The organism is Thiomicrolovo immobilis (genome assembly GCF_039645955.1).
GTDB lineage: Bacteria > Campylobacterota > Campylobacteria > Campylobacterales > Sulfurimonadaceae > Thiomicrolovo > Thiomicrolovo diazotrophicus.
In genome coordinates this window covers 835,727-854,705 of record NZ_CP147916.1, presented here as the reverse complement: position 1 = coordinate 854,705, position 18,979 = coordinate 835,727, and the positions used below count along the sequence as shown (strand labels likewise).

At 59.0% G+C, this 18,979-nt stretch carries 22 protein-coding genes; 8 read left to right on the top strand and 14 right to left on the bottom strand.

Annotated elements, in window-relative coordinates; all coding sequences use genetic code 11:
- Positions 1–17 precede the first annotated feature (17 nt).
- A complete protein-coding gene (locus WCX72_RS04410; RefSeq protein ID WP_345971069.1) occupies positions 18–215 on the bottom strand; it encodes a hypothetical protein in 198 nt (65 codons plus the stop codon).
- A 153-nt stretch (positions 216–368) separates the two neighbouring features.
- Between WCX72_RS04410 and WCX72_RS04405 the strand changes: the two genes are divergently transcribed.
- The 7 genes from WCX72_RS04405 (at position 369) to WCX72_RS04375 (ending at position 6,311) form a co-directional block, all read left to right on the top strand.
- The gene (locus WCX72_RS04405; RefSeq protein WP_345971068.1) at positions 369–671 is read left to right on the top strand and encodes a hypothetical protein; all 303 of its coding nucleotides are present in this window, start codon (positions 369–371) and stop codon (positions 669–671) included.
- Between the two features lie 126 nt (positions 672–797).
- Positions 798–1,658, top strand: coding sequence for an N-acetylmuramoyl-L-alanine amidase (locus WCX72_RS04400; protein WP_345971067.1), 861 nt, complete (start codon positions 798–800; stop codon positions 1,656–1,658).
- A gap of 60 nt (positions 1,659–1,718) precedes the next feature.
- On the top strand, positions 1,719–2,435 hold the full coding sequence (locus WCX72_RS04395) for an OmpA family protein (RefSeq protein WP_345971066.1): 717 nt from the start codon (positions 1,719–1,721) through the stop codon (positions 2,433–2,435).
- A gap of 109 nt (positions 2,436–2,544) precedes the next feature.
- On the top strand, positions 2,545–3,018 hold the full coding sequence (locus WCX72_RS04390) for a hypothetical protein (protein ID WP_345971065.1): 474 nt from the start codon (positions 2,545–2,547) through the stop codon (positions 3,016–3,018).
- 92 nt (positions 3,019–3,110) lie between these two features.
- The gene (locus WCX72_RS04385; RefSeq protein WP_231020798.1) at positions 3,111–5,063 is read left to right on the top strand and encodes an ABC-F family ATP-binding cassette domain-containing protein; all 1,953 of its coding nucleotides are present in this window, start codon (positions 3,111–3,113) and stop codon (positions 5,061–5,063) included.
- Positions 5,060–5,707, top strand: a complete 648-nt coding sequence (locus tag WCX72_RS04380) for a class I SAM-dependent methyltransferase (RefSeq protein ID WP_231020796.1) — start codon at positions 5,060–5,062, stop codon at positions 5,705–5,707. Before WCX72_RS04385 ends, WCX72_RS04380 begins: the two co-directional genes overlap by 4 nt.
- A gap of 142 nt (positions 5,708–5,849) precedes the next feature.
- On the top strand, positions 5,850–6,311 hold the full coding sequence (locus tag WCX72_RS04375; RefSeq protein ID WP_231020795.1) for a hypothetical protein: 462 nt from the start codon (positions 5,850–5,852) through the stop codon (positions 6,309–6,311).
- A 41-nt stretch (positions 6,312–6,352) separates the two neighbouring features.
- Here WCX72_RS04375 and WCX72_RS04370 read toward each other — a convergent pair whose 3' ends face one another.
- On the bottom strand, positions 6,353–6,643 hold the full coding sequence (locus WCX72_RS04370; RefSeq protein WP_231020791.1) for a Dabb family protein: 291 nt from the start codon (positions 6,641–6,643) through the stop codon (positions 6,353–6,355).
- Positions 6,644–6,720: 77 nt separating this feature from the next.
- On the opposite strand from WCX72_RS04370, the gene WCX72_RS04365 reads away from it, so the two are divergent.
- Positions 6,721–7,437: an endonuclease/exonuclease/phosphatase family protein gene (locus tag WCX72_RS04365; protein ID WP_231020789.1), complete on the top strand. Its 717-nt coding sequence runs from the start codon at positions 6,721–6,723 to the stop codon at positions 7,435–7,437.
- A 3-nt stretch (positions 7,438–7,440) separates the two neighbouring features.
- Here WCX72_RS04365 and WCX72_RS04360 read toward each other — a convergent pair whose 3' ends face one another.
- The 12 genes from WCX72_RS04360 to WCX72_RS04305 all read right to left on the bottom strand — a co-directional run bounded on the left by WCX72_RS04360 (position 7,441) and on the right by WCX72_RS04305 (position 18,977).
- Positions 7,441–8,790 carry an SLC13 family permease gene (locus tag WCX72_RS04360; RefSeq protein ID WP_345971064.1) on the bottom strand — a complete coding sequence of 450 codons (1,350 nt, stop codon included), beginning with the start codon at positions 8,788–8,790 and terminating at the stop codon, positions 7,441–7,443.
- Positions 8,791–8,796: 6 nt separating this feature from the next.
- Positions 8,797–9,693, bottom strand: coding sequence for an NAD(P)H-dependent glycerol-3-phosphate dehydrogenase (locus tag WCX72_RS04355; RefSeq protein ID WP_345971063.1), 897 nt, complete (start codon positions 9,691–9,693; stop codon positions 8,797–8,799).
- Positions 9,662–10,387, bottom strand: a complete 726-nt coding sequence (locus WCX72_RS04350; protein WP_345971062.1) for an NAD-binding protein — start codon at positions 10,385–10,387, stop codon at positions 9,662–9,664. The genes WCX72_RS04355 and WCX72_RS04350 overlap by 32 nt, the downstream gene beginning before the upstream one ends.
- Positions 10,384–11,949: an ion transporter gene (locus WCX72_RS04345; protein ID WP_345971061.1), complete on the bottom strand. Its 1,566-nt coding sequence runs from the start codon at positions 11,947–11,949 to the stop codon at positions 10,384–10,386. The genes WCX72_RS04350 and WCX72_RS04345 overlap by 4 nt, the downstream gene beginning before the upstream one ends.
- Before the next feature lie 4 nt (positions 11,950–11,953).
- Positions 11,954–13,378, bottom strand: a complete 1,425-nt coding sequence (gatB, locus tag WCX72_RS04340; RefSeq protein WP_345971060.1) for an Asp-tRNA(Asn)/Glu-tRNA(Gln) amidotransferase subunit GatB — start codon at positions 13,376–13,378, stop codon at positions 11,954–11,956.
- Entirely contained in the window at positions 13,366–13,950 is a 585-nt protein-coding gene (locus WCX72_RS04335) for a thiamine phosphate synthase (RefSeq protein ID WP_345971059.1), read from the bottom strand. Before WCX72_RS04335 ends, gatB begins: the two co-directional genes overlap by 13 nt.
- 4 nt (positions 13,951–13,954) lie before the next feature.
- Positions 13,955–14,224 carry a hypothetical protein gene (locus WCX72_RS04330; protein WP_345971058.1) on the bottom strand — a complete coding sequence of 90 codons (270 nt, stop codon included), beginning with the start codon at positions 14,222–14,224 and terminating at the stop codon, positions 13,955–13,957.
- A gap of 18 nt (positions 14,225–14,242) precedes the next feature.
- Positions 14,243–14,923 (bottom strand): F0F1 ATP synthase subunit A, encoded by a 681-nt coding sequence (locus WCX72_RS04325; RefSeq protein WP_231021219.1) that lies wholly within the window; start codon positions 14,921–14,923, stop codon positions 14,243–14,245.
- Positions 14,924–15,078: 155 nt separating this feature from the next.
- A complete protein-coding gene (locus WCX72_RS04320; RefSeq protein WP_345971057.1) occupies positions 15,079–15,918 on the bottom strand; it encodes a bifunctional riboflavin kinase/FAD synthetase in 840 nt (279 codons plus the stop codon).
- Positions 15,887–16,594, bottom strand: a complete 708-nt coding sequence (locus tag WCX72_RS04315) for a TlyA family RNA methyltransferase (RefSeq protein WP_345971056.1) — start codon at positions 16,592–16,594, stop codon at positions 15,887–15,889. Before WCX72_RS04315 ends, WCX72_RS04320 begins: the two co-directional genes overlap by 32 nt.
- Positions 16,594–17,142, bottom strand: a complete 549-nt coding sequence (locus WCX72_RS04310) for an outer membrane beta-barrel protein (protein ID WP_345971055.1) — start codon at positions 17,140–17,142, stop codon at positions 16,594–16,596. The genes WCX72_RS04315 and WCX72_RS04310 overlap by 1 nt, the downstream gene beginning before the upstream one ends.
- Positions 17,139–18,977 (bottom strand): EAL domain-containing protein, encoded by a 1,839-nt coding sequence (locus WCX72_RS04305; RefSeq protein WP_345971054.1) that lies wholly within the window; start codon positions 18,975–18,977, stop codon positions 17,139–17,141. The genes WCX72_RS04310 and WCX72_RS04305 overlap by 4 nt, the downstream gene beginning before the upstream one ends.
- Positions 18,978–18,979 lie beyond the last annotated feature (2 nt).

Here is an 18,979-nt window from a genome sequence, read left to right as displayed (position 1 = left end):
GCGACGGGCAAAGAAGTTCAGCGGTTGAAGGGAACGGCGGTGATGCCGTCATGGACCGGCAACCTGTCATGGACCTCTCCGACGTAGCTGTTGGAGACGATGACATAGAGCGCACCGAGCAGGAGTCCCGTGAGCAGGACGGCCCGCACTACCCGTTTTTTCTCACCTTTAAGTCCATTATAATCGCCGATGCCCTGGAGTGTCGGTTCATTCATAACCTATCCTTTTAATTTTTATTTGCCACAATCATACTTTTTATTCATGATGATCCCGTCTGTTTTCAGGATTAAAATGACGATTTAAGTCTATTTTTTTATTTATTTTATCGTCAATACCGTTTTCGATGCGCCAACTGCTATAATCATGCCATGAAAACCGATATCCCACTGCTTGAACCGACGCCCGAACCCACCAAACCGCTCTGCCGCACGGCAGCATGGCTGCTGGGGTGGCTCTTTTCCTACGGCACCTATCTCCTTGCGGTGGCGGTCTGGCTCCTGTATGACTGGTTCTATGCCATCGGTGCCCTACTCTTCGGATTCGTCGCCTTCGGTATCCTCCGCGCCAAGATCCGGAATATTTCCATTCCCCCCGCACAGCAGGAGTACCAGTACACCGATCATGCCATCGCAAAATGGTTCGTCGTCCGGCGTATGCTCTGCGATCTCTGACCTCCCGCCTCCACCCTTTTTAGCCCCTGAACAACGTGCAGCCATCCTCTCTGCTGTAGACGGGTTTATCCTTTATTAATAAATCATGAATAATAATGGGTTTATGTTATTAAAAAAGGAGTGACGATGGCACTGCGTATCGATACCCACCTGCTGACCGGCGACCTGTTCGGCCGAGGGGTCGTTTTCGACCCCTGCGACAACAAAGACAGCGGCCCCTATGCGGCGGGTCTGCCCGACACCGTCGTCATTCACTTCACCGCCGGCCCGACCCTCGCCTCCGCCGTCAATACGTTCAAAAACCCCGATATCGAAGCCTCGGCCCATCTCATCATCGATCGCGACGGCACAGTTGTGCAGATGGTCGACTTCGGGCGAATCGCCTGGCACGCAGGCACGAGCCGCTGGCAGGAACGCAGCGGGCTCAACCGCTATGCCATCGGTATCGAGCTCGTCAATGCCGGCGAGCTCACCCCCTCGGGTGACAGCTACCTCGCCTGGTTCGGCCGGCGCTACGAAGAGGCGGACGTCATCCGGGCCATCCACCGGAACCAGACGGAACCCTCTTACTGGCACACCTATACGGCCGAACAGATCGAGGCATGTTTCGAGATATGCCGGGTACTGAAGGGGCACTATCCCATCCAGACGATCCTCGGCCACGAAGAGATCGCCCCCGAACGCAAGATCGACCCCGGCCCGGCCTTTCCGCTGGAGCGGCTGCGCGACAGGATTCTGACGGGACGCCATGCCGATGCGGAGCCGACGGATGAGCAGGAGGCTCCCGCCGCAAACGCAACGGTCACCGCCAGCCTCCTTAACGTCAGGTCCCAGCCCTCGGGGAGCGCCTCTTTGGCAGGCGATCCGATTGAGAAAGGGACCCGGGTGGAGCTGGTCGAGCGCAGCGGCGTGTGGCAGAAGGTCCGTATCTGCAGAGAGGGGTGGGTGCACAGCGACTATCTGCAGACAGAGCCGCCCGTCGGCTGATATCACGAAAAAGAGACATTTTCCTGTTACAATAAGCGATCTAGTTTAGGAGCAAAAACAATGACATTTCCAACCAAATCACTTTCACTCATCCTTGCCGCCGCACTGATCGGCGGGTGTGCCAGCACCCAGCCCAATGCCGACGGCACGCAGCAGGACGAGTACGACAAGACCAAAAAAGGCGCCCTCATCGGTGCGGCCGTCGGTGCCATCGGCGGACTGCTGCTCGGCGGCAAGAACAAAGGCCAGGGCGCGCTGATCGGCGCGGCGGTCGGCGCAGCAGCCGGCGGCGGGATCGGTTATGCGATGGACCAGCAGGCCAAAGACGTCGCCAAATCTCTCAATACGACCGTCAGCCAGAGCGATGTCGGCGCGGACAACATCATCGTCACCCAGCATGAGACCTTTGTCAAAGTCACCTTTAAAAGCGCCATGATGTTCCCGACGAACTCCGATACGCCGACGTCAACGGCGCTGACAAAGATCGACCAGCTGACGGCGGCACTGAAAAAATATCCCAGTTCCATCGTCCAGGTCGTCGGCCACACCGACCCACGCGGTTCCTATGACTACAACCTGCAGCTCTCCGAGCGCCGGGCGCGCACCGTCGCCACGGCCATGGTAAACCAGGGACTGCCCAACGCCGTCTATGCCCGCGGCTGCTCCTTCGACAAACCGCTCGTTCCCAACAACAGCGAAGCCAATATGGCCCAAAACCGCCGCGTCGAGATCTTCTTGTACCAGACACAGGAGAACGTCGTCGACCAGTGCCTCTAGCATAGCACCGCTCGGTGCTTCAGGCACAACTTTCACCATTTCAGTCACCAAACGGCTACGGCATTGGCTATAATAATTTAACGACCATTTCCTCCCGGAAGGAGTCACCATGCCGAAACCTATTTTCAATGCGATCGAAGCCGGCGATGCAGCCGCCCTTGAACAGATTCTTGAGGCCGGCACCTCCCCCATCACGGAAAACGAAGCGGGCGTGCATCCGCTGACGCTTGTCGGCACGCTGATAGAGCGCGCCTTCGAAGCCGGGGAGTTTGACCGGGAAGATACCTTCAAACGGATGGCCGCCATGCTCATCGTGCACGGCGCCCCCGACGGCGACCTCGAGCACGCCCTGGGCGAGGTCAGCAACCTCCGCCGCTACACCTGCCGCTACATCATCGAACTTTCCATGAAACACAACACCCCCAAAACGGTCTCTGAGCTGATCACGGAAAAGTACCTCTGGTTCGAAAACGACGATCCAAAGACGGAGACGGCGTTTATGAACGCGGTTAAAAGCGGAGACCGGACCCTCGTCGACGCGATGTTCGAAGCGGGACACGTCAATTACGCCTTCGAGCAGTAGCTTCCTGCCCGCCACTTACGGCAGAGGGATACGCGGATACAACAACTGACTTTCAACCCGTTATAGTAAAATACGCAGAAAAAAAGAGCACCATGGCCCTCATTGATCTGCACGGCATCTATAAAAACTACGAAGCGCAAAAAATCCTTGAGAACGTCGATTTCCATATCGATGAGGGGGAGCGCGTCGTTGTCGTCGGCAAGAACGGGAGCGGCAAATCGACCCTGATGAAGATCGTTGCCGGGACGCTGGAATACGACGAAGGGGAGCGCATCATCCGCCAGAACCTGCAGGTGAAGATGCTCGCCCAGGTGCCGCATTTCGAGCAGGGGCACAGCGTGCGCGAGGCGATCGAGCACGGCCTCGTCGAACTCAAAGAGGCCCTGGCCCGTTTCGACACCCTCTCGATGGAGATGGCCGAGAAGTTCGACGACCCGCAGCTGATCAAGGAGCACACGGAGCTCTCCGCCTACCTCGACCACCACAGCGCCTGGAACCTCGACGACAAGATCGAGCGAGTCCTGCAGCACTTCCAGCTAAAAATGTACGAAAGCAAGAACGTCAATCTACTCAGCGGGGGCGAACAGCGCCGGGTCGCGCTGGCGTCGCTGCTGCTGCAGAAACCCGACGTCCTGCTGCTGGACGAACCGACCAACCACCTCGACGTCTACATGGTCGAGTTCCTCGAGGAACTCATTCTCAAGGAGAAGTTCACCCTCGTCTTCATCTCCCACGACCGTTACTTCATCGACCAGATCGCGACGAAGACCGTCGAAGTGGAGGATGCCTCTTTGCGGGAGTTCAAAGGGGGCTACAGCAGCTACCTGACCCAGAAAGAGGAGCTGCTGCGCACCATGCAAAAGCAGCACGACAACCTGCTGCGCCTGCTGCGCTCCGAGAACGAATGGTATTCGCGCGGGGTACGCGCCCGCCTCAAGCGCAACGAGGGGCGCAAGGAGCGGCTGATGAACCTGCGGGAGCAGGCGAAAACGAACCCTGCGCAGATCCGTAAGATGCGCGTCGAGCTCGACCGCGAGGCGAAGCACTTCAACCGGGACAAAAGCGTCAACAAACAGAAGATGCTCTTCGAGATCGAGCACCTCGACATTACCCTGGGCACTAAAATGCTGGTCAGGGATTTCTCGACGCGTATCCTCCAAAAGGACGTCATCGCCGTTGTTGGCCCCAACGGCAGCGGCAAGTCGACCCTCCTCAAAGCGCTGCTGGGGCGCCTCAAACCGACGGCGGGCAAGATCAAGCAGGGGGAGTTCTCCATCGGCTACTTCGACCAGCACCGCGAAATGCTCGATGACGACAAGAACCTCATCGAGACCTTCTGCCCCCACGGCGGCGACCGGGTCGAGGTGCAGGGCAAGAACATGCACGTCTACGGCTACCTCAAAAACTTCCTCTTCCCCCGCGAATTCCTCGATAAGAAGATCGGCATCCTCAGCGGCGGGGAGAAGAACCGCGTGGCCCTCGCCCTGCTCTTTACGAAGCAGGTCGACTGCCTCATCCTCGACGAACCGACCAACGACCTCGACATCCCCACCATCAACATCCTCGAAGAGAAGCTCCAAGCCTTCCCCGGGGCGGTCATCCTCGTCAGCCACGACCGCTACTTCGTTGACAAGATCGCCAAGAAGCTCTTCGTTTTCAAAGGCGACGGCGAAGTCGAGGAGCGCTACCAGCTCTACAGCGAATACCTTGAAACCGAGAAGGAGTTCCGGGAGATGGAGGCGATGGAGCGCGAGGCAGAAACGGTGAGCGCCAAACCCGCCGTGCAGGAGAAACCGAAAAAAGAGAAACCGCTGCGCCTTACCTACAAAGAGAAGATGGCCCTCGAATCCCTCCCCGGCGAGATCGAAGCCCTGGAGCAGAAGATCGAAGACCTGAACGCCTGCCTTGCCGACCCGGCATGCTATGCCGAAAAGGGGATCTCGGTGCTGGCCAAGGAGCTCGAAGCCCTCGAGGCGGAGTACGAAGCGAAAGTCGACGAACTCCTCACCATCGAGGAGAAAGCGGAGCAGATCGAGGGGCAATGAAAAAGTGTCCGCTCTGCCAGACCCCCTCCCCCTCCTTCCGAGACCGGCAGCTAGACTGCCTCACCTACCACTGCCCCCACTGCGAACTGCTCTTTAAAGAGGAAAACGCCCACCCTTCGGAGGCGCAGGAACGGAAAAAGTACGACGAACATAACAACTCGATCGAGAACGAAGGGTACGTCGCCATGTTCGAAGCATTCATCGATTATACGCTCGCGGCCGTCGACCGTCCCGTCAAGCGGGTCCTCGATTTCGGCTCCGGTCCCGCGCCGGTACTGGCCGAACTGCTGCGCCGCCGCGGTTTCGAGGTCACGATCTACGACAAATATTTCGCGCCGGAGCCCCCGGCGGAGGATGCACGTTTTGACCTGATCACCTCCACCGAGGTGATCGAGCACATCGCCGACCCGATGGGGACCCTTGCCGAACTGAACGCGCGTCTCGTCCCGGGAGGCACCCTGGCACTGATGACGCAGTTTCACCAAAACAGCGAGGCGTTCTACCAGAACTGGTGGTACCGCCGCGACCCGACACACCTCGTTTTTTTCACGCCGAGAAGCTTTGAAATCGCGGCAGAACGGCTGCAGATGAAGCGCATTTGTCACGATGGAAAAAAGATCGTTCTTCTCTCAAAAGCCCTATAGACGGGCATCATAAATCTATCACATCCTGAAGCCAATTTTATAAATTGTTATATCTTCATGGTCCTTTAAGCCTCGCATCCGATATAATCATTTTTAATATTTTTAGGAGGATAGCTTTATGCGAAGAGGATTTGCGTTTCTTATGTCGTCAGTCGCAGCCGCAGGTCTAATGACCGGCTGTGCGAAGCTGAATACGCTGACAAATGTACTGGTACCGAGCCATGTGGATATGGAAAGCGCGAAAAAGATGAAGATGCCGGTCGTCATCTACGATGTTGATGTCGAAACCGATGAGAAGGGGAACAGCCACCCGATCGTCTATTTCGTCAACACGTCAGCCAAACCGGTTGACATGGCCACCTTCTTCCTGGAAGGCGTCACCGAAGATGGCCAGACCGTCACGCTCTGGGCCGACGATTATGAGCGCGTTCCCCCGGGCAAAAGCAGCCAAAAAGGGGTCCTGGGCGGCCAATGGACCAAAACGAAGGTCAACTGTATCGAGATCAGGAAAGCGGGGCTGCACATCGACGGTGTCGACTACCGCTTCATCGAAGAGAATATCAACCAGCTCTTCCAGAACCCTTCTCTCAACGAATGTAACTGAGACGCGGGCCGGGCACCGGCCCCGCAACCCACCCCTTGCCTTTAACGTACGTAATCAACCACCTTTGACATCTCGGTCACTTCCTTGATGAATGCCACGACTTCCAGATGCGCCGGGTGCGTTGCATAGGTTGCGAGTCCCTCTTCCGTTTCAAAGGTCGTCGTCAGTACCAGGTCCATCGCCCGTTCGCTCCCGTTGAAATCCACGCCGACTTCCATACTGAGCAGCGGATCGATCTTCTCCGTGAGCGCCTCGAGCATCGCCTTTGCCTTGGCGACGTTCGCCGCTTTGTTCTCCTCTTTGAATGTAAACATTACGATATGGACAACCATGATTTTCTCCTTTGATTTCCCCCAGAAGGGGCTCTTTTTTTGATGCCATTTTAACCTATGTAGGTTATGATTGAATTATGCGACACTACCGATCGGAAGAGGCGGGGATTCCCCTGCCCGACACCTTTTCGCTGCTGACCTGGAACGTCCATAAAGAGATGGGGCGTCCCCCCTTCGACAAAACGCTGCAATCACTGTTGGCGACCGGGACGCCCGAACTGATTTTGTTCCAGGAAGCGGTTCTTGATACCCATACGGCAGAACACTTTCCGGGGTATAACGTCTCCGCCGCCATCAACATCAATCTCCGCCACCGCCAGTACGGTGTTCTGACGGCGGCCAAAAGCCCCATCCACGATACGGTCAGCCTGAAGACCAACCGGCGGGAGATGCACATCGCCACCCGCAAAAGCCTGCTGATCACGACCCACCCCTTCGAAAACGGCAGCGAACTCGTCGCCGTCAATCTCCACGCCATCAACTTCGTCTCCGCCGCGGTCTTCATCGAAGAGATCGACCGGCTCCGCATCGCCCTGCAACAGCGCAAAGGGCCGATGATCGTCACAGGGGATTTCAATACCTGGAGCCGGAAACGGATGGAGTACCTCGAAGGCTTTGCCCGCTCGATCGACCTCCTCCCCGCCGCCTGCGCCAACGGGCACCATATCAAGCAGCGCTTTTCCAAGCCCCTCGACCACCTCTACTTCCGCGGCCTCACCCTGCTTACCGCCGAAGCCGTCAACACGGGCCGGGTCTCGGACCACAACCCCATACTCGCCACCTTCAAACGCTGAGCCTCAGCCCAGGACGGGACGCCAGAAGAGGTAGGCGATCAACACGATCAGAATGATGCCGACAAGATTGAACAGAAGTCCGTAAAGCGCCATCGTCCGTATCGGGATGACCCCGCTGGACATCGCGATGGCGTTGGGAGGGGTCGCGATGGGTAGCATAAAGGCGTAGCTCGAACAGATCGTTGCCACCATCATAAACAGCGTCGCATCCAGCCCCGTCTGCTGCGCCACCGCGTAGATCACCGGCAGCATAATGGAGATAAGCGCCGTATTGGAGGTGATCTCCGTCGTGAAGGTGATCAGCGCCGCGACGATCAGCATCAGGTAAAGCGGCGTCAAATAGCTGTAATCGACGAGGAATTCGGCGACCCGACCCGCCAGGCCCGTTTCGGAGAAGGCCTTCGCGATGGCGAACCCAGCCCCGAACAGGAACATGATGCGGTAGGGAATCTTCGCCTTGTCCTCCTGCCAGATCAAAAGATTGAACGGGGGCGCGAAGAGCAGCAGACCGGCGCTGAGCAGAACCACCGGTTCGCTCATGCCCAGCCCCTCCCACCAGGGACGGATGGGGGCATTGACGAGCAGCAGCACCACCAAGCCTCCCAGCAGGGCCAGGAGCTTCTTCTGATCCCCGCTCATCGGTTTCTCCTCCTCCGGAAGCGCCAGGCGGACGTCTTTGATCCCTACGGCGAGCACCACGGAGATGACGACAATCATGACGAGGGCCAGCGGGGCAACCATCCACATCCACTGCACAAAGGGGATCATGGCCATCCCGTGCTCCTCCATGACCCCCAGCAGGATCAGGTTCGGCGGGGTGCCGATGGGGGTCAGGATCCCCCCGATGCTGGCACCGTAGGCGATGGCCAGCGTAAACCGCATCTTCAGCCGCGGGTCGTCGGAGAGGAAAAGCGCAATGGTCATCAGCAGCAGGGCCGTCGTCGTGTTCGAGAGGATCGAGCTCATCACCCCCGACGTCACCGCCAGCGAGATGATGATCCCCCGCCCCGTCGCCGGAAAGATCCCCAGCATCTTCCGTGCGATCCAGATGTGCAGCCCGCTCTTCTCCACGGCGATGGCCAGCATGAATCCGCCGAGAAAAAGGTAGATGATGGGATGGGCGTAATTAACCGTGGTCATCTTAGTCGGCAGAATGTGCAGCGCCGGGAAGAGTACAATGGGCAGGAGCGAAACGACGCCCAGCGGCAGCCCCTCGTTGGTCCAGAGCACGACCAGCAGCGTCACGACCCCGGCCAGGGCCGCCTGCACCGGGGAAAGTATCGGCAATACCAGGGCGTAAAGGAGCAGCGCCGTCCCGACGGCCCAGAGGATCTTGACCGTTGATCCGCCCATGCCCTTCTACCTCGTCAGCAGGTCGTTGAGGCTCTCCCGGGGCGCTTTGCCCTCCAGGATTTCATACACCTCCGTCGCGATCGGCAAGTAGACCCCGCTGCGCTGCGCGATGCCGTGCAGCGCGTAGGCCGTCCCGATCCCCTCGGCCACTTCGCCCAGTTCCTCGACGATCTGCTCTTTCGCCTTGCCTTCGGCCAGTCCGAGACCGACACGGTAGTTCCGCGACAATACCGAGCTGGCCGTCAGAAAGAGGTCTCCTGCTCCGCTGAGACCGAGAAAGGTCTCGTCCCTTGCACCGTAGGCAAGGCCGAAGCGCCGCATCTCGATCAGGCCGCGGGAGATGAGCGCCGCCGCCGCATTGTTGCCGAGCTTCAGCCCCGCGCAGATCCCCGCGGCGATGGCAATGACGTTTTTATAGCTACCGCACACTTCCGCCCCGGCGATATCATCGTCGCTGTAGGTGCGGATAAATTCGGGAAAGGCCTCGGCAAAGCCCATCGCCGTCTGCGCGTCCGCGCTGCTGACGACGAGGGCCGTCGGCAGTCCCTCGATCACCTCCGCCGCGAAAGAGGGGCCTGAGAGAAACGCGATGTTCTGATCGGGCACGTAGGGGGCGAAGATTTCGTTGAGAAAGCGGCCCGTTGACGCTTCGATCCCCTTGGCCGCGACGAGCACCTTCTGGTCGCGGTAGCGGAAGTGCTCTTTCAGCCACGCACCGACCTGCTGGGCGGGGATCGCCATGACAAGGTATTCGCGCTGCAGCGCCGTCTCCAGGTCGACGAAATTGGGAACGTCCCTGGGATGGCGCGACGTGATAACGACCTCGTTCTCCGGGTTCTGCCCCAATGCAAATGCCAGGGCCGAACCCCACTTACCCGCCCCGATGACTGCGATCCGTTTCACGTACCCCTCCAACTTCCTCTTCAAATGCCTTTATCTCCTTATCGTAACCTATCACGACTAAAACATCCCCCGGGTCGAGCAGGTGGTTATACCCCTTGGCCGTAAAGATGAACGACTCGCTCATCCGCTGGTCGACGACGGCCAGGACGATGATATCGCGCTGCGTCGTTTCGAGCAGTTCGTTGATATGCTTTCCGACCGCCGGGGAGAGCTCCGTCAGGGTGATCTGGGCGACTTTGAGCTCCATCTGCGTATCCATCAGTGCGTCGAGCAAACGGGTGATCACCGGTTTTTCCAGCCGCTCGATGACCAGGTTCGCCGTCGTCTGCAGTTCGGCGATCACCTTGTTCGCACCGGCCAGCCGGAGCTTTGACGCGTTCTCCTGGGTCGTGGCAAGGGCCACGATCACCGCTTCGTGAAAACGGTCGCGCAGGGAGAGGGTCAGAAAAACGTTCTCCGCTTCGCTCTCCAGCGCGCAGATGATCCGCGTCACGGAGAGGTCAAAGGAGAGCAGATCATCCCAGTTGTCCTCCAGGTCAGCCAGATGCGCCTCGAACCCCTCCGCCTGCGCCTGTTCCACATCGCCGTTATTAAGCGCGTAGATGACGATGCGACTGCAGCTGTACCGGAGCTGCTGCGCGATCTCTCGCGCGAATTCGTTGTAGCCGAAAAGAATGATAGCGTCGACATTCATGAATGCACCGCCTGATGCAAATCTATCCGGTATTCGTGCAGCATCGCATTCTCCCCTATGACGACGAGCAGATCGTTCTCTTCGACCGCAAAATCGACCGGGGGGTTAAAGACGAAGCGCGCTTCGCGGCGTGACTCCACCCCGAGCAGGATCAGCCGGCGTCCCCTGATTTTGAGGTCCTGCACCGTCTGTACGAATCGTGCCATCCGCTCGTCGATCAGGATCTCGTCGATCACGACCCCCGAATGTTCGGCGCGCAAAGCGTGCAGCGCCTCGAAGGCGATGGGCTGGTCGCTGTATTCGCGCGAAAGCTGGCCGATCAGCTCCTGGGCATAGACGACGTCGTCGACCCCCGCACTCTCCAACTTACGCCGGTGCTTTTTGTCATGCAGCAGGGAGAGGATCCTCAGATCCTTGTTCATCGAGCGCAACGTCAACGCCGTGTAGACGTTCTCCACGTCGGTATCCCCCAACAGGATCACGGCCCGCACCTGCCGGCCGGGATCGATGCCCAGCTGCCCGAGCGCCTCCAGGCTGGAGGGGTCGATTGCCAGGGCCAGGTCGTGATGGCGCCGCGCTTCGGCGATCTTCGCCGCGTCGGCGTCAAGGATCACCACGCTCCGTCCCATCCGGCGGAGTTTGGAAGCGGTCTGCTGCGCCACCGTGCCGTACCCGCAGATCAGGTAGATGCCTTTGAGTTTCTGGACGTCCTGGATCAGTTTCCCGTCGCGGATGTCGTCCAGTTTCTCCGTGAACGCCGCCACCACAATGGAGGTCGCAAAGGCCAGCACGGCCACCCCGGAGACGATCACGACCAACGCGACGAGCTTCCCTTCTCCGCTGACGGGGACGACGTCGCCGTACCCCACCGTCGAGATCGTGACCACCGACCAGTAGAGCGCGTCAAAGAGCGTGTTCACCTTCGAATCGGGATTGAGCGCCTCCATGACGTAGATCATCACCGACGCAACGAAGATGATCAGGCCGACAAAGGTAAAGAGCGTCAGCAGCTCGAACTTTTTGCTGGCAAGGATGGCCGCGAAGTGGTGCATGTTCTGGGCGTAGCGGAAGAGCTTGAAGACCCTGAAAATAATGAAGAGGCGCAGCAGCCGCAGTTCGTGGAAGAAGGGCATGATCGCCAGGAAGTCGATGATGGCCGAGAGGGAACTGACATAGCGCCATTTCGCGATCAGCACCTTCATCAGCGCCCTGCCCGCCCGGAACTCCCGCTGCAGCAGTTCATCTTTCTCGTACTGATCGATAATAATGCGCGCGCTGTCGCTGCTGACCCAGAAGCGCATCAGGTATTCGACAAGGAAGATCAGCGAGATGATGTAATCGTTGAAAACGGCCAGAAAATCTTGCTGGGGGAACTTGACGTCGCGGATCAGGATAAAGACGCTCGAGAAGATGAGCACCATCATAAAGAGGTCGAAGTAGCGCTTGTACCTGTACCCGACATTGTTCATCAGGTTGTCGACGCTGTGGCGCGTCCGGCGCAGTTTTTGGGAGGACTCCAGAGCGTAGGCACTGTCGACGAGCGCCCTGGAGAAGAGATTCACGTGTTTATCCCAGCTTCTGCTTGAGGATTTCGTTGACCGCCTGCGGGTTCGCGCTGCCTTTGCTCGCTTTCATCACCTGCCCGACGAAGAAACCGAAGAGTTTGTCCTTGCCGCCGCGGTACTCCTCGACCTTGGCCGGGTTTGCCGCGAGGATCTCGTCGACCATCGCTTCGATGGCCCCCGTATCGCTGACCTGCTTGAGGCCGAGCTTCTCGATCGTCGCATCGACGCCCTCGTCGTTCTCCATCAGGTAGTCCAGGACCTCTTTGGCCGCCTTTCCGCTGATGGTATTGTCCTCGATGCGCTTGACGATCAAGCCCAGTTTCTCCGCATCCACCGGAGAAGTGGCGACGGTCATGCCGCCCTTGAGGCGTCCCTGGAGTTCGACGGTGAGCCAGGTGACGGCGTTTTTCGCGCTGATCCCCTGAGAGAGCATCTTCTCGAAGAAGTGCGCCATCTCCAGCTCGGCGGTAATGACGCTTGCGTCATACTCGCGCAGGCCGTGCTCTTTGACGAAGCGCTCGCGTTTTTCGTCCGGCAGTTCCGGGATCTGTGTGGCCTCCGCGTACATCGCGTCGTCAACGACAACTTTCATCAGGTCCGGCTCCGGGAAGTAGCGGTAATCCGCCGCCTCTTCCTTGCCGCGCATGGAGCGGGTCTCCTGCTTGGTCTGGTCGAAGAGACGGGTCTCCTGGACGATCTCCTCGTCGTAGATACCGTCTTCCCAGGCGTCGATCTGGCGCGCCACTTCCATCTCGATCGCCTTCTGGATGAAACGGAAGCTGTTGATGTTCTTGATCTCGACGCGGGTGTAGAGCTTCTCATCCCCTTTGGGACGGATGGAGACGTTGACGTCGACCCGAAAGGAGCCCTCTTGCATGTTCGCGTCGCTGATGTCGAGATAACGGACGATGGAATGCAGTTTTTTCAGGTAGAGGATCGCCTCGTCCGCCGAACGCATGTCCGGTTCGGAAACGATCTCGATCAGCGGGGTGCCCGCGCGGTTGAGGTCAACTTTTGAGACGGCGCCGTCATGGATGTTCTTGCCCGCATCCGCCTCGATGTGCGCGCGGTTGACGCGGATCGTCTTATGCGAACCGTCCTCGAAATCGATCTCGAGCTTGCCGTGCTCGACGACAGGGGTATAGAGCTGGGTGATCTGGTAGGCACTCGGGCTGTCGGGGTAGAAGTAGCTTTTGCGGTCAAAGAAGCTGGTGCGGTTGATCGTCGCATCGACGGCAGTTCCGAACATCACCGCCTTGTGGAGCGCGGCCTCGTTAAAGACGGGAAGTGCTCCCGGCAGCGCCAGGCAGGTCGGGCAGGTGTTGACGTTGGGGCGGTCGTTGAAACTGGTGGGACACGAACAAAAAAGTTTAGTTTTCGTATTGAGCTGGACGTGGACTTCGAGTCCGATAATCACTTCGAACAAAAGGATTCCTTGGCTGAATTTATAAAGTATCTAATCGATGCGAAACCGGCGGCGCCGGCGGCGTGGACCGCGCTAATCTGGGCAGGGCTGACGATGCCGCCCAGCGCGATAACAGGTAGGTCAATTTTACCCGCTGTTTCATTTAAATCCTCTAAACCTTTGGGCGCACCTTTGCCCGGGCTCTCGAAGATCGGGCTGTAGGTGACGGCATCGGCCCCTTCGGCCGCCGCGTGCATCGCTTCGACGGCGCTGTGCGTCGATACAACCGTAAAGAGGCCCTGCGCTTTCGCCCCAGCAACCGCGTCGAACTGCGTCGACGTCAGGTGGACCCCGTCCGCCCCCAGGGCAACCGCCAGCGCCGCATCGCGGTGCAGCATTGCTTTGATGCCGTGCATATGGCATTCATCGACGAAGACCGACGCGAAACGTTCATAATCCGGGTTCGACTTATCCCTGTAAAGGGCATAATCAATCTTCTGCGCGGTGAAGAGCTCCCCCAGGTGTTTGGCAAAAGCCCCCGGCGTAGTGCAGGCATAGCTTCCGTCGGTGATCAGGTAGGCGAAAAAAGCCATGGCCTCACGCCTCGCTTTCGAGCAGCTCCGCAATGCGCTGCAGCAGCCGCGTCTGTTCACGCTGGTTTTCGACACGTTCTTTGTAGAGATTGAGTCCCTCAAGCATCAGGATGACACAGAACATCAAAAAGATAAAGACGATGGTGGCAAGCAGCGCGATGGAAAAACCGAAAATGGCGGTGATATGGAAAAGAAGCCATGAGCCCAGCAGCAGCAGGGCCCAGGCAAAGCCGAGCAGGAAACTCAGAAGCGTGTCAAACGTGCTGCGTTTCATCCGGCGTCCCAGAAAAGGTTAGAGGGATTCTTCGTGAAGGGTGACGGCTCCGCCAAGGTAAACGTAGGTCAGCATCATGAAGATGAACGCCTGCAGCAGTGCCATGAAAGAGAGCAGCGCGAACGGGATCATCGGCAGCAGCCACGGTGCGAGCATCAGCATGACCATCAGGAACATGTCGTCCCCTTTGACGTTACCGAAAAGACGGAAGCTGAGCGAAACGATACGGGAGATGTGTGACACGATCTCGATCGGGAACATCAGCCATGCCAGCCACCAGACCGGCCCCATAAAGTGTTTGAAGTACTCGACGACACCGTTGCGGCGGATCCCTTCAAAGTTATAGTAGATAAAGACGATCAGCGCCAGCGCCAGGGTAAAGTCCAGGAACGCGGACGGTGCTTCAAAGCCCGGGATAACCCCGATCAGGTTGGCGATACCGATAAACAGACCCAGCGTCGCGACGAGCGGCAGGTAGCGCATCGCTTTTTCGCGGCCCATAACGTCCGAACCCATTGCAACGACACCCTGAAGGTACGCTTCCATCAGGTTCTGTGTGCCCCCCGGGACGACTTTGAGGCTTTTGGTCGCCATTTTGGCCAGCATGATGACGATCAGCGCCGTCAGGAGCATATGCGACATAAAGAGGTAGGTGTGATTTTCACTGATCACACCGAAGAAAGTAAAGAGTTCACCCACGAGAATTCCTTCGATCAAAATAGTTGTGCGATTATAGCCCTCTCTCCATTAAAGGAGCCTAAGCCAACCCGCCACAGGGCGGGACATTGCCCGGAAAACGCGCTGAAAATGGGTACAAATGCGCCACGGCTGCACTGCCGATGCATAAAAAGCGATCAGAGCTCCAGCCGCCCCACCGCCTTGCGCGCCGCGGCGATATCCCGCCCGATCTGTTCTTTCAGCGCATCGAGGGAGGCGAACTTCTCGTTGCCCCGCAGCCGCTGGACGAAGCTGACGTCAATACGCTCCTTGCAGACGATCTCACCGTCAAGCACGTGCGTCTCGACGGCGAAGCTGCCGTCGGTCGTGACCCGGTGGCCGACGAAACTGACGGCGGGATGGTAGTGCTCTTCGCCGTCCAGACGGGCCAGGCTCGCGTAGACCCCCTCTTTGGGAAGGAGAAAACCGTCGGTCAGCATATTGACCGTCGGCACGAGCTCCTTTTTGCCGATCCCCTGCCCCCGTACCACATCCCCGCGCACGGTGTAGTTGTGGCCGAGGAAACGGTTCGCCCCCGTGACGTCTCCGATGATCAGCTTCGCCCGGATCTTGTGCGAATGCACCGACTCGCCGCCGACGGTCACTTCGTCAATCACCTGCACCGCACCTCCGAACGCCTTTGAGAGGTCCGCATGAGAGAACTTCCGGTCCAGCCCGAACCGGAAGTCATACCCGACGACGATCCGGGAGAGTACGGGAAAGCGTTCACGAAGGTAGTCAACGAACCCCCGGTCGTCGAGCATGCGGATTTCGTCGAGGGGGAGGTAGACGATGGGGTGCGTCGTAAAATGCTCCCGCTCTCGCCCCGGGGTCAGGTTCGCGTACCCCGTCTCGACGACGACGATCGCTCCGCGCTCCCCCAGGGCATTGAAAAGGTGCTGATGGCCCTCATGCATCCCGTCGAAGCCTCCGATGGCGACGGCATCAACCTTTTTCAAAGCAGTAGCATGTTTCACTGTTCCCCTCCTTGCCCGTAATCGCGGCAGGCGCTTTCGCGCGCTGCTGCCAGCCCCGCGCCGCACAGGCCGCTTCGAAATCAGCCATCGCCTTCGCCACGGCCGCCGGGTCTGTCACAACCCCCTTCCTGTCCCGGGCCGCTTCGCGTCCGACCTCGAACTGCGGTTTGAACAGCAGCACGATCCAGCGCCCCGCCAGACGCTCCACGTCATCGAGGATATGGTGCAGGGAGATAAAGGAGACGTCGCTGGTGACGACATCATACGTCCGGTCCGGCATGAAACGGCGGATATCAGTCTGTTCGAAGCTCCGCACCCTCGGATCCGCCTTGATGTCGGGATGGAGCTGATCCCGGCCGACGTCGACGGCATCGACCGCTGCCGCGCCCGCTTCGAGCAGCACCTGGGTGAAGCCCCCCGTCGAGGCACCGATATCGAGGGCGCTCATTCCCATGACGTCAAAGGGCAGCGACGGCAGGAACCCTTTGAGCTTCAGCGCCGCGCGGCTGACGTAGGGCATCGCCTCGGTCACCTCCACCTGCTGGGACTCGACGGCGAATGCCGGCTTGGTCACCACGCTGCCGTCGACGGTGACGCTCCCGGATTTGACCAACTGCTGCGCTTTCGAGCGTGTCGGCGCCAGCCCCGCTTCGACGAGATAGTGGTCAAGACGCACTAAAACTGCACCTGCAACCCGATGTAGGCACTGCCGAGGTTCATCTCATAGGAGGTACCGTTTTCATCCATGCCGAACTGGTAGAAGTCGTACCCGGCGTTCACCGTCAGCCAGCTCAGCGCCCGAATGCCGACGCCGATACCGTAGACCAGCGTCCCGGCCGAACTGCTTTTGCGCTCGGGGCGGCTCTGGTCCCAGTAGAGCTCCCCCGCGCCAAAGCGGGCAAAGATATCCACCGTCTCATTGAAAATGGGATAGTGCCCGGTCACGTCCGCCGACAAGACCTTGAAAGCTTCCCGGGAGGTCTCCCCTGCACCCGTTTTCCCCTCGAAATCACCGAACTGGGCATACTGCAAAGAGACGGAGAGGTGACGGTTGATAAACGCCCCCGCCCCGAAACGGTACTGCGGTACGGTTTCCGTCGAGATCGTCGCCCGCCGGCCGTCGTCGTTGTAACTGCCCAGCCCCGCACCGGCCTCCAGGTAGGGTCCGCTGCGATCGGCGGCGCAGAGCAGCGTCGCCGCCAGCAGAATAGCCGCACCCCTCACCGGTTTCTCCGGAGGTATTTCGCTTCGAAAATGTCCGGCGGGAGGGCCCGGTCGAAATAGAACCCCTGCAGGGCGTCGCACTCCAGCGCTTTGAGCAGCTCCAGCTGTTCCAGGGTCTCGACCCCTTCGGCGACGATCTGCAGGCCCAGACTGTGGCCCATCTTGATGATCGCCTCGGCGATGGAACGGTCTTCGGGGTTTTCAACGATGTCGCGGACCAGAAGCTGATCGATCTTGAGCGTATCGATCTTGAAACGCTTGAGGTATCCCAGCGACGAATAGCCGCTGCCGAAATCGTCCATCGCCAGTCTGACGCCGGCGTGTTTGAGCCGTTCGAGCTGCACCACCGTCTCTTCGGCGAACTGCATCAGATAGGTTTCCGTCAGTTCCAGCCCGATGTAGTCCCGGGCCAATGCGCTGCGGTTGAGGATCTCCGTCAGCCGGGTCACGTCTTTTTCGTTGATATGGCGCCCGGAGATGTTGACCGAGAGCGGGATGATCCGGTTGATCGACATTGCATGCCAGCGCCGCAGGTCCCCGATGACCTGGGTCAGGACCATCTTGTCGATCCGCGAAATGAGCCCCGTCTCTTCGGCAAAGGGGATGAATTCGCCCGGAAGCAGGAGACCGCGTTCGGGGTGCTGCCAGCGCACCAGCGCCTCCGCCCCCCGGATACTCGTCCCGCTCCCTTCGAAAACGGGTTGGTAATAGACGACGAACTCGTTGTTGTGGATCGCCTCACGCAGCTCCTTCTCCAGCACGAGGCTCTTGAAGGTCTGTTCGCTCATCTGCGGGGTGTAGAAACGGATATGGTCCTGCGCCTGTTTGGCCTGGTACATCGCCGTATCGGCGTGCTTCAGCAGGGTCTGGGCATCCTCCCCGTCCTTGGGGAACATCGCGATGCCGATGCTGCCGTAGATGTGAAAACGCTGCTCGCCGATCGGGAACGCCTCACCGAAGGCTTCGATCATCCGCCGCGCCTCTTCCATCACCTTGTCCCTATCCTCGGCTTCCTCGAAAAGGAGGACGAACTCATCCCCCCCGAAACGCGCCACCGTATCACCGTTGCGCACGTTTTCGCCGAGGCGTTTTGCCACTTCCACCAGGAGACGGTCGCCGGTGGCGTGCCCATAGGTGTCGTTAAGGTATTTGAACCGGTCCAGATCGATGAAAAAGAGGGCGGCTTTGCTTTCGTTCCGCTCCGAACGGGCGATAAGATGCTTCAGCCGCTCCTCGAACATCGCCCGGTTCACCAGTCCCGTCAACGGGTCGTGAAAGGCGAGGAAACTCAGCTTTTCGCGGTTCTGTTCCCGTTTCAGCACGATACTCACGATCCGTGCGGCAACGGTGAGCAGCATCTTGTGGAACGGGGTCGGCACGCGTTCCTGGAAAGAGGTCAGCGCGAAGGTGCCGACCGTCTTCCCTTCCAAAACGACGGGCATGGACCAGCAGGCGTTCAGGCCCGCTTTTTGCGCGACATCCATCATGTTCTGCCAGCGCTCGTCGCAGCTGATATCGCAGACGAACTGCGGTTCGTTCCGCAGCACGACGTTGGCGCAGGAGCCGTTGTGGGGCTCCGGCAGCAACCCGTCGAAGACGCTGACGGCCTCGTCGGGGAGCGAGGGCGCCGCTTCGACGTAGAGTTTCCCGTCTTTCGGGTTCACGAGAATGACGGATGCGATGCTGCCCGGGACCATTTTCTCCTGCAATAAGCAGAGCTCTTCGAGCACGGCCTCCTTGCTGGCATCTTCGGCCACCTTCTCCAAGATGGCGTTTTGAAGCTCAAAGATCTCCTGGTAGTCGCTGGCGACAATATTTTCTTCGGGTGTTTTCATCG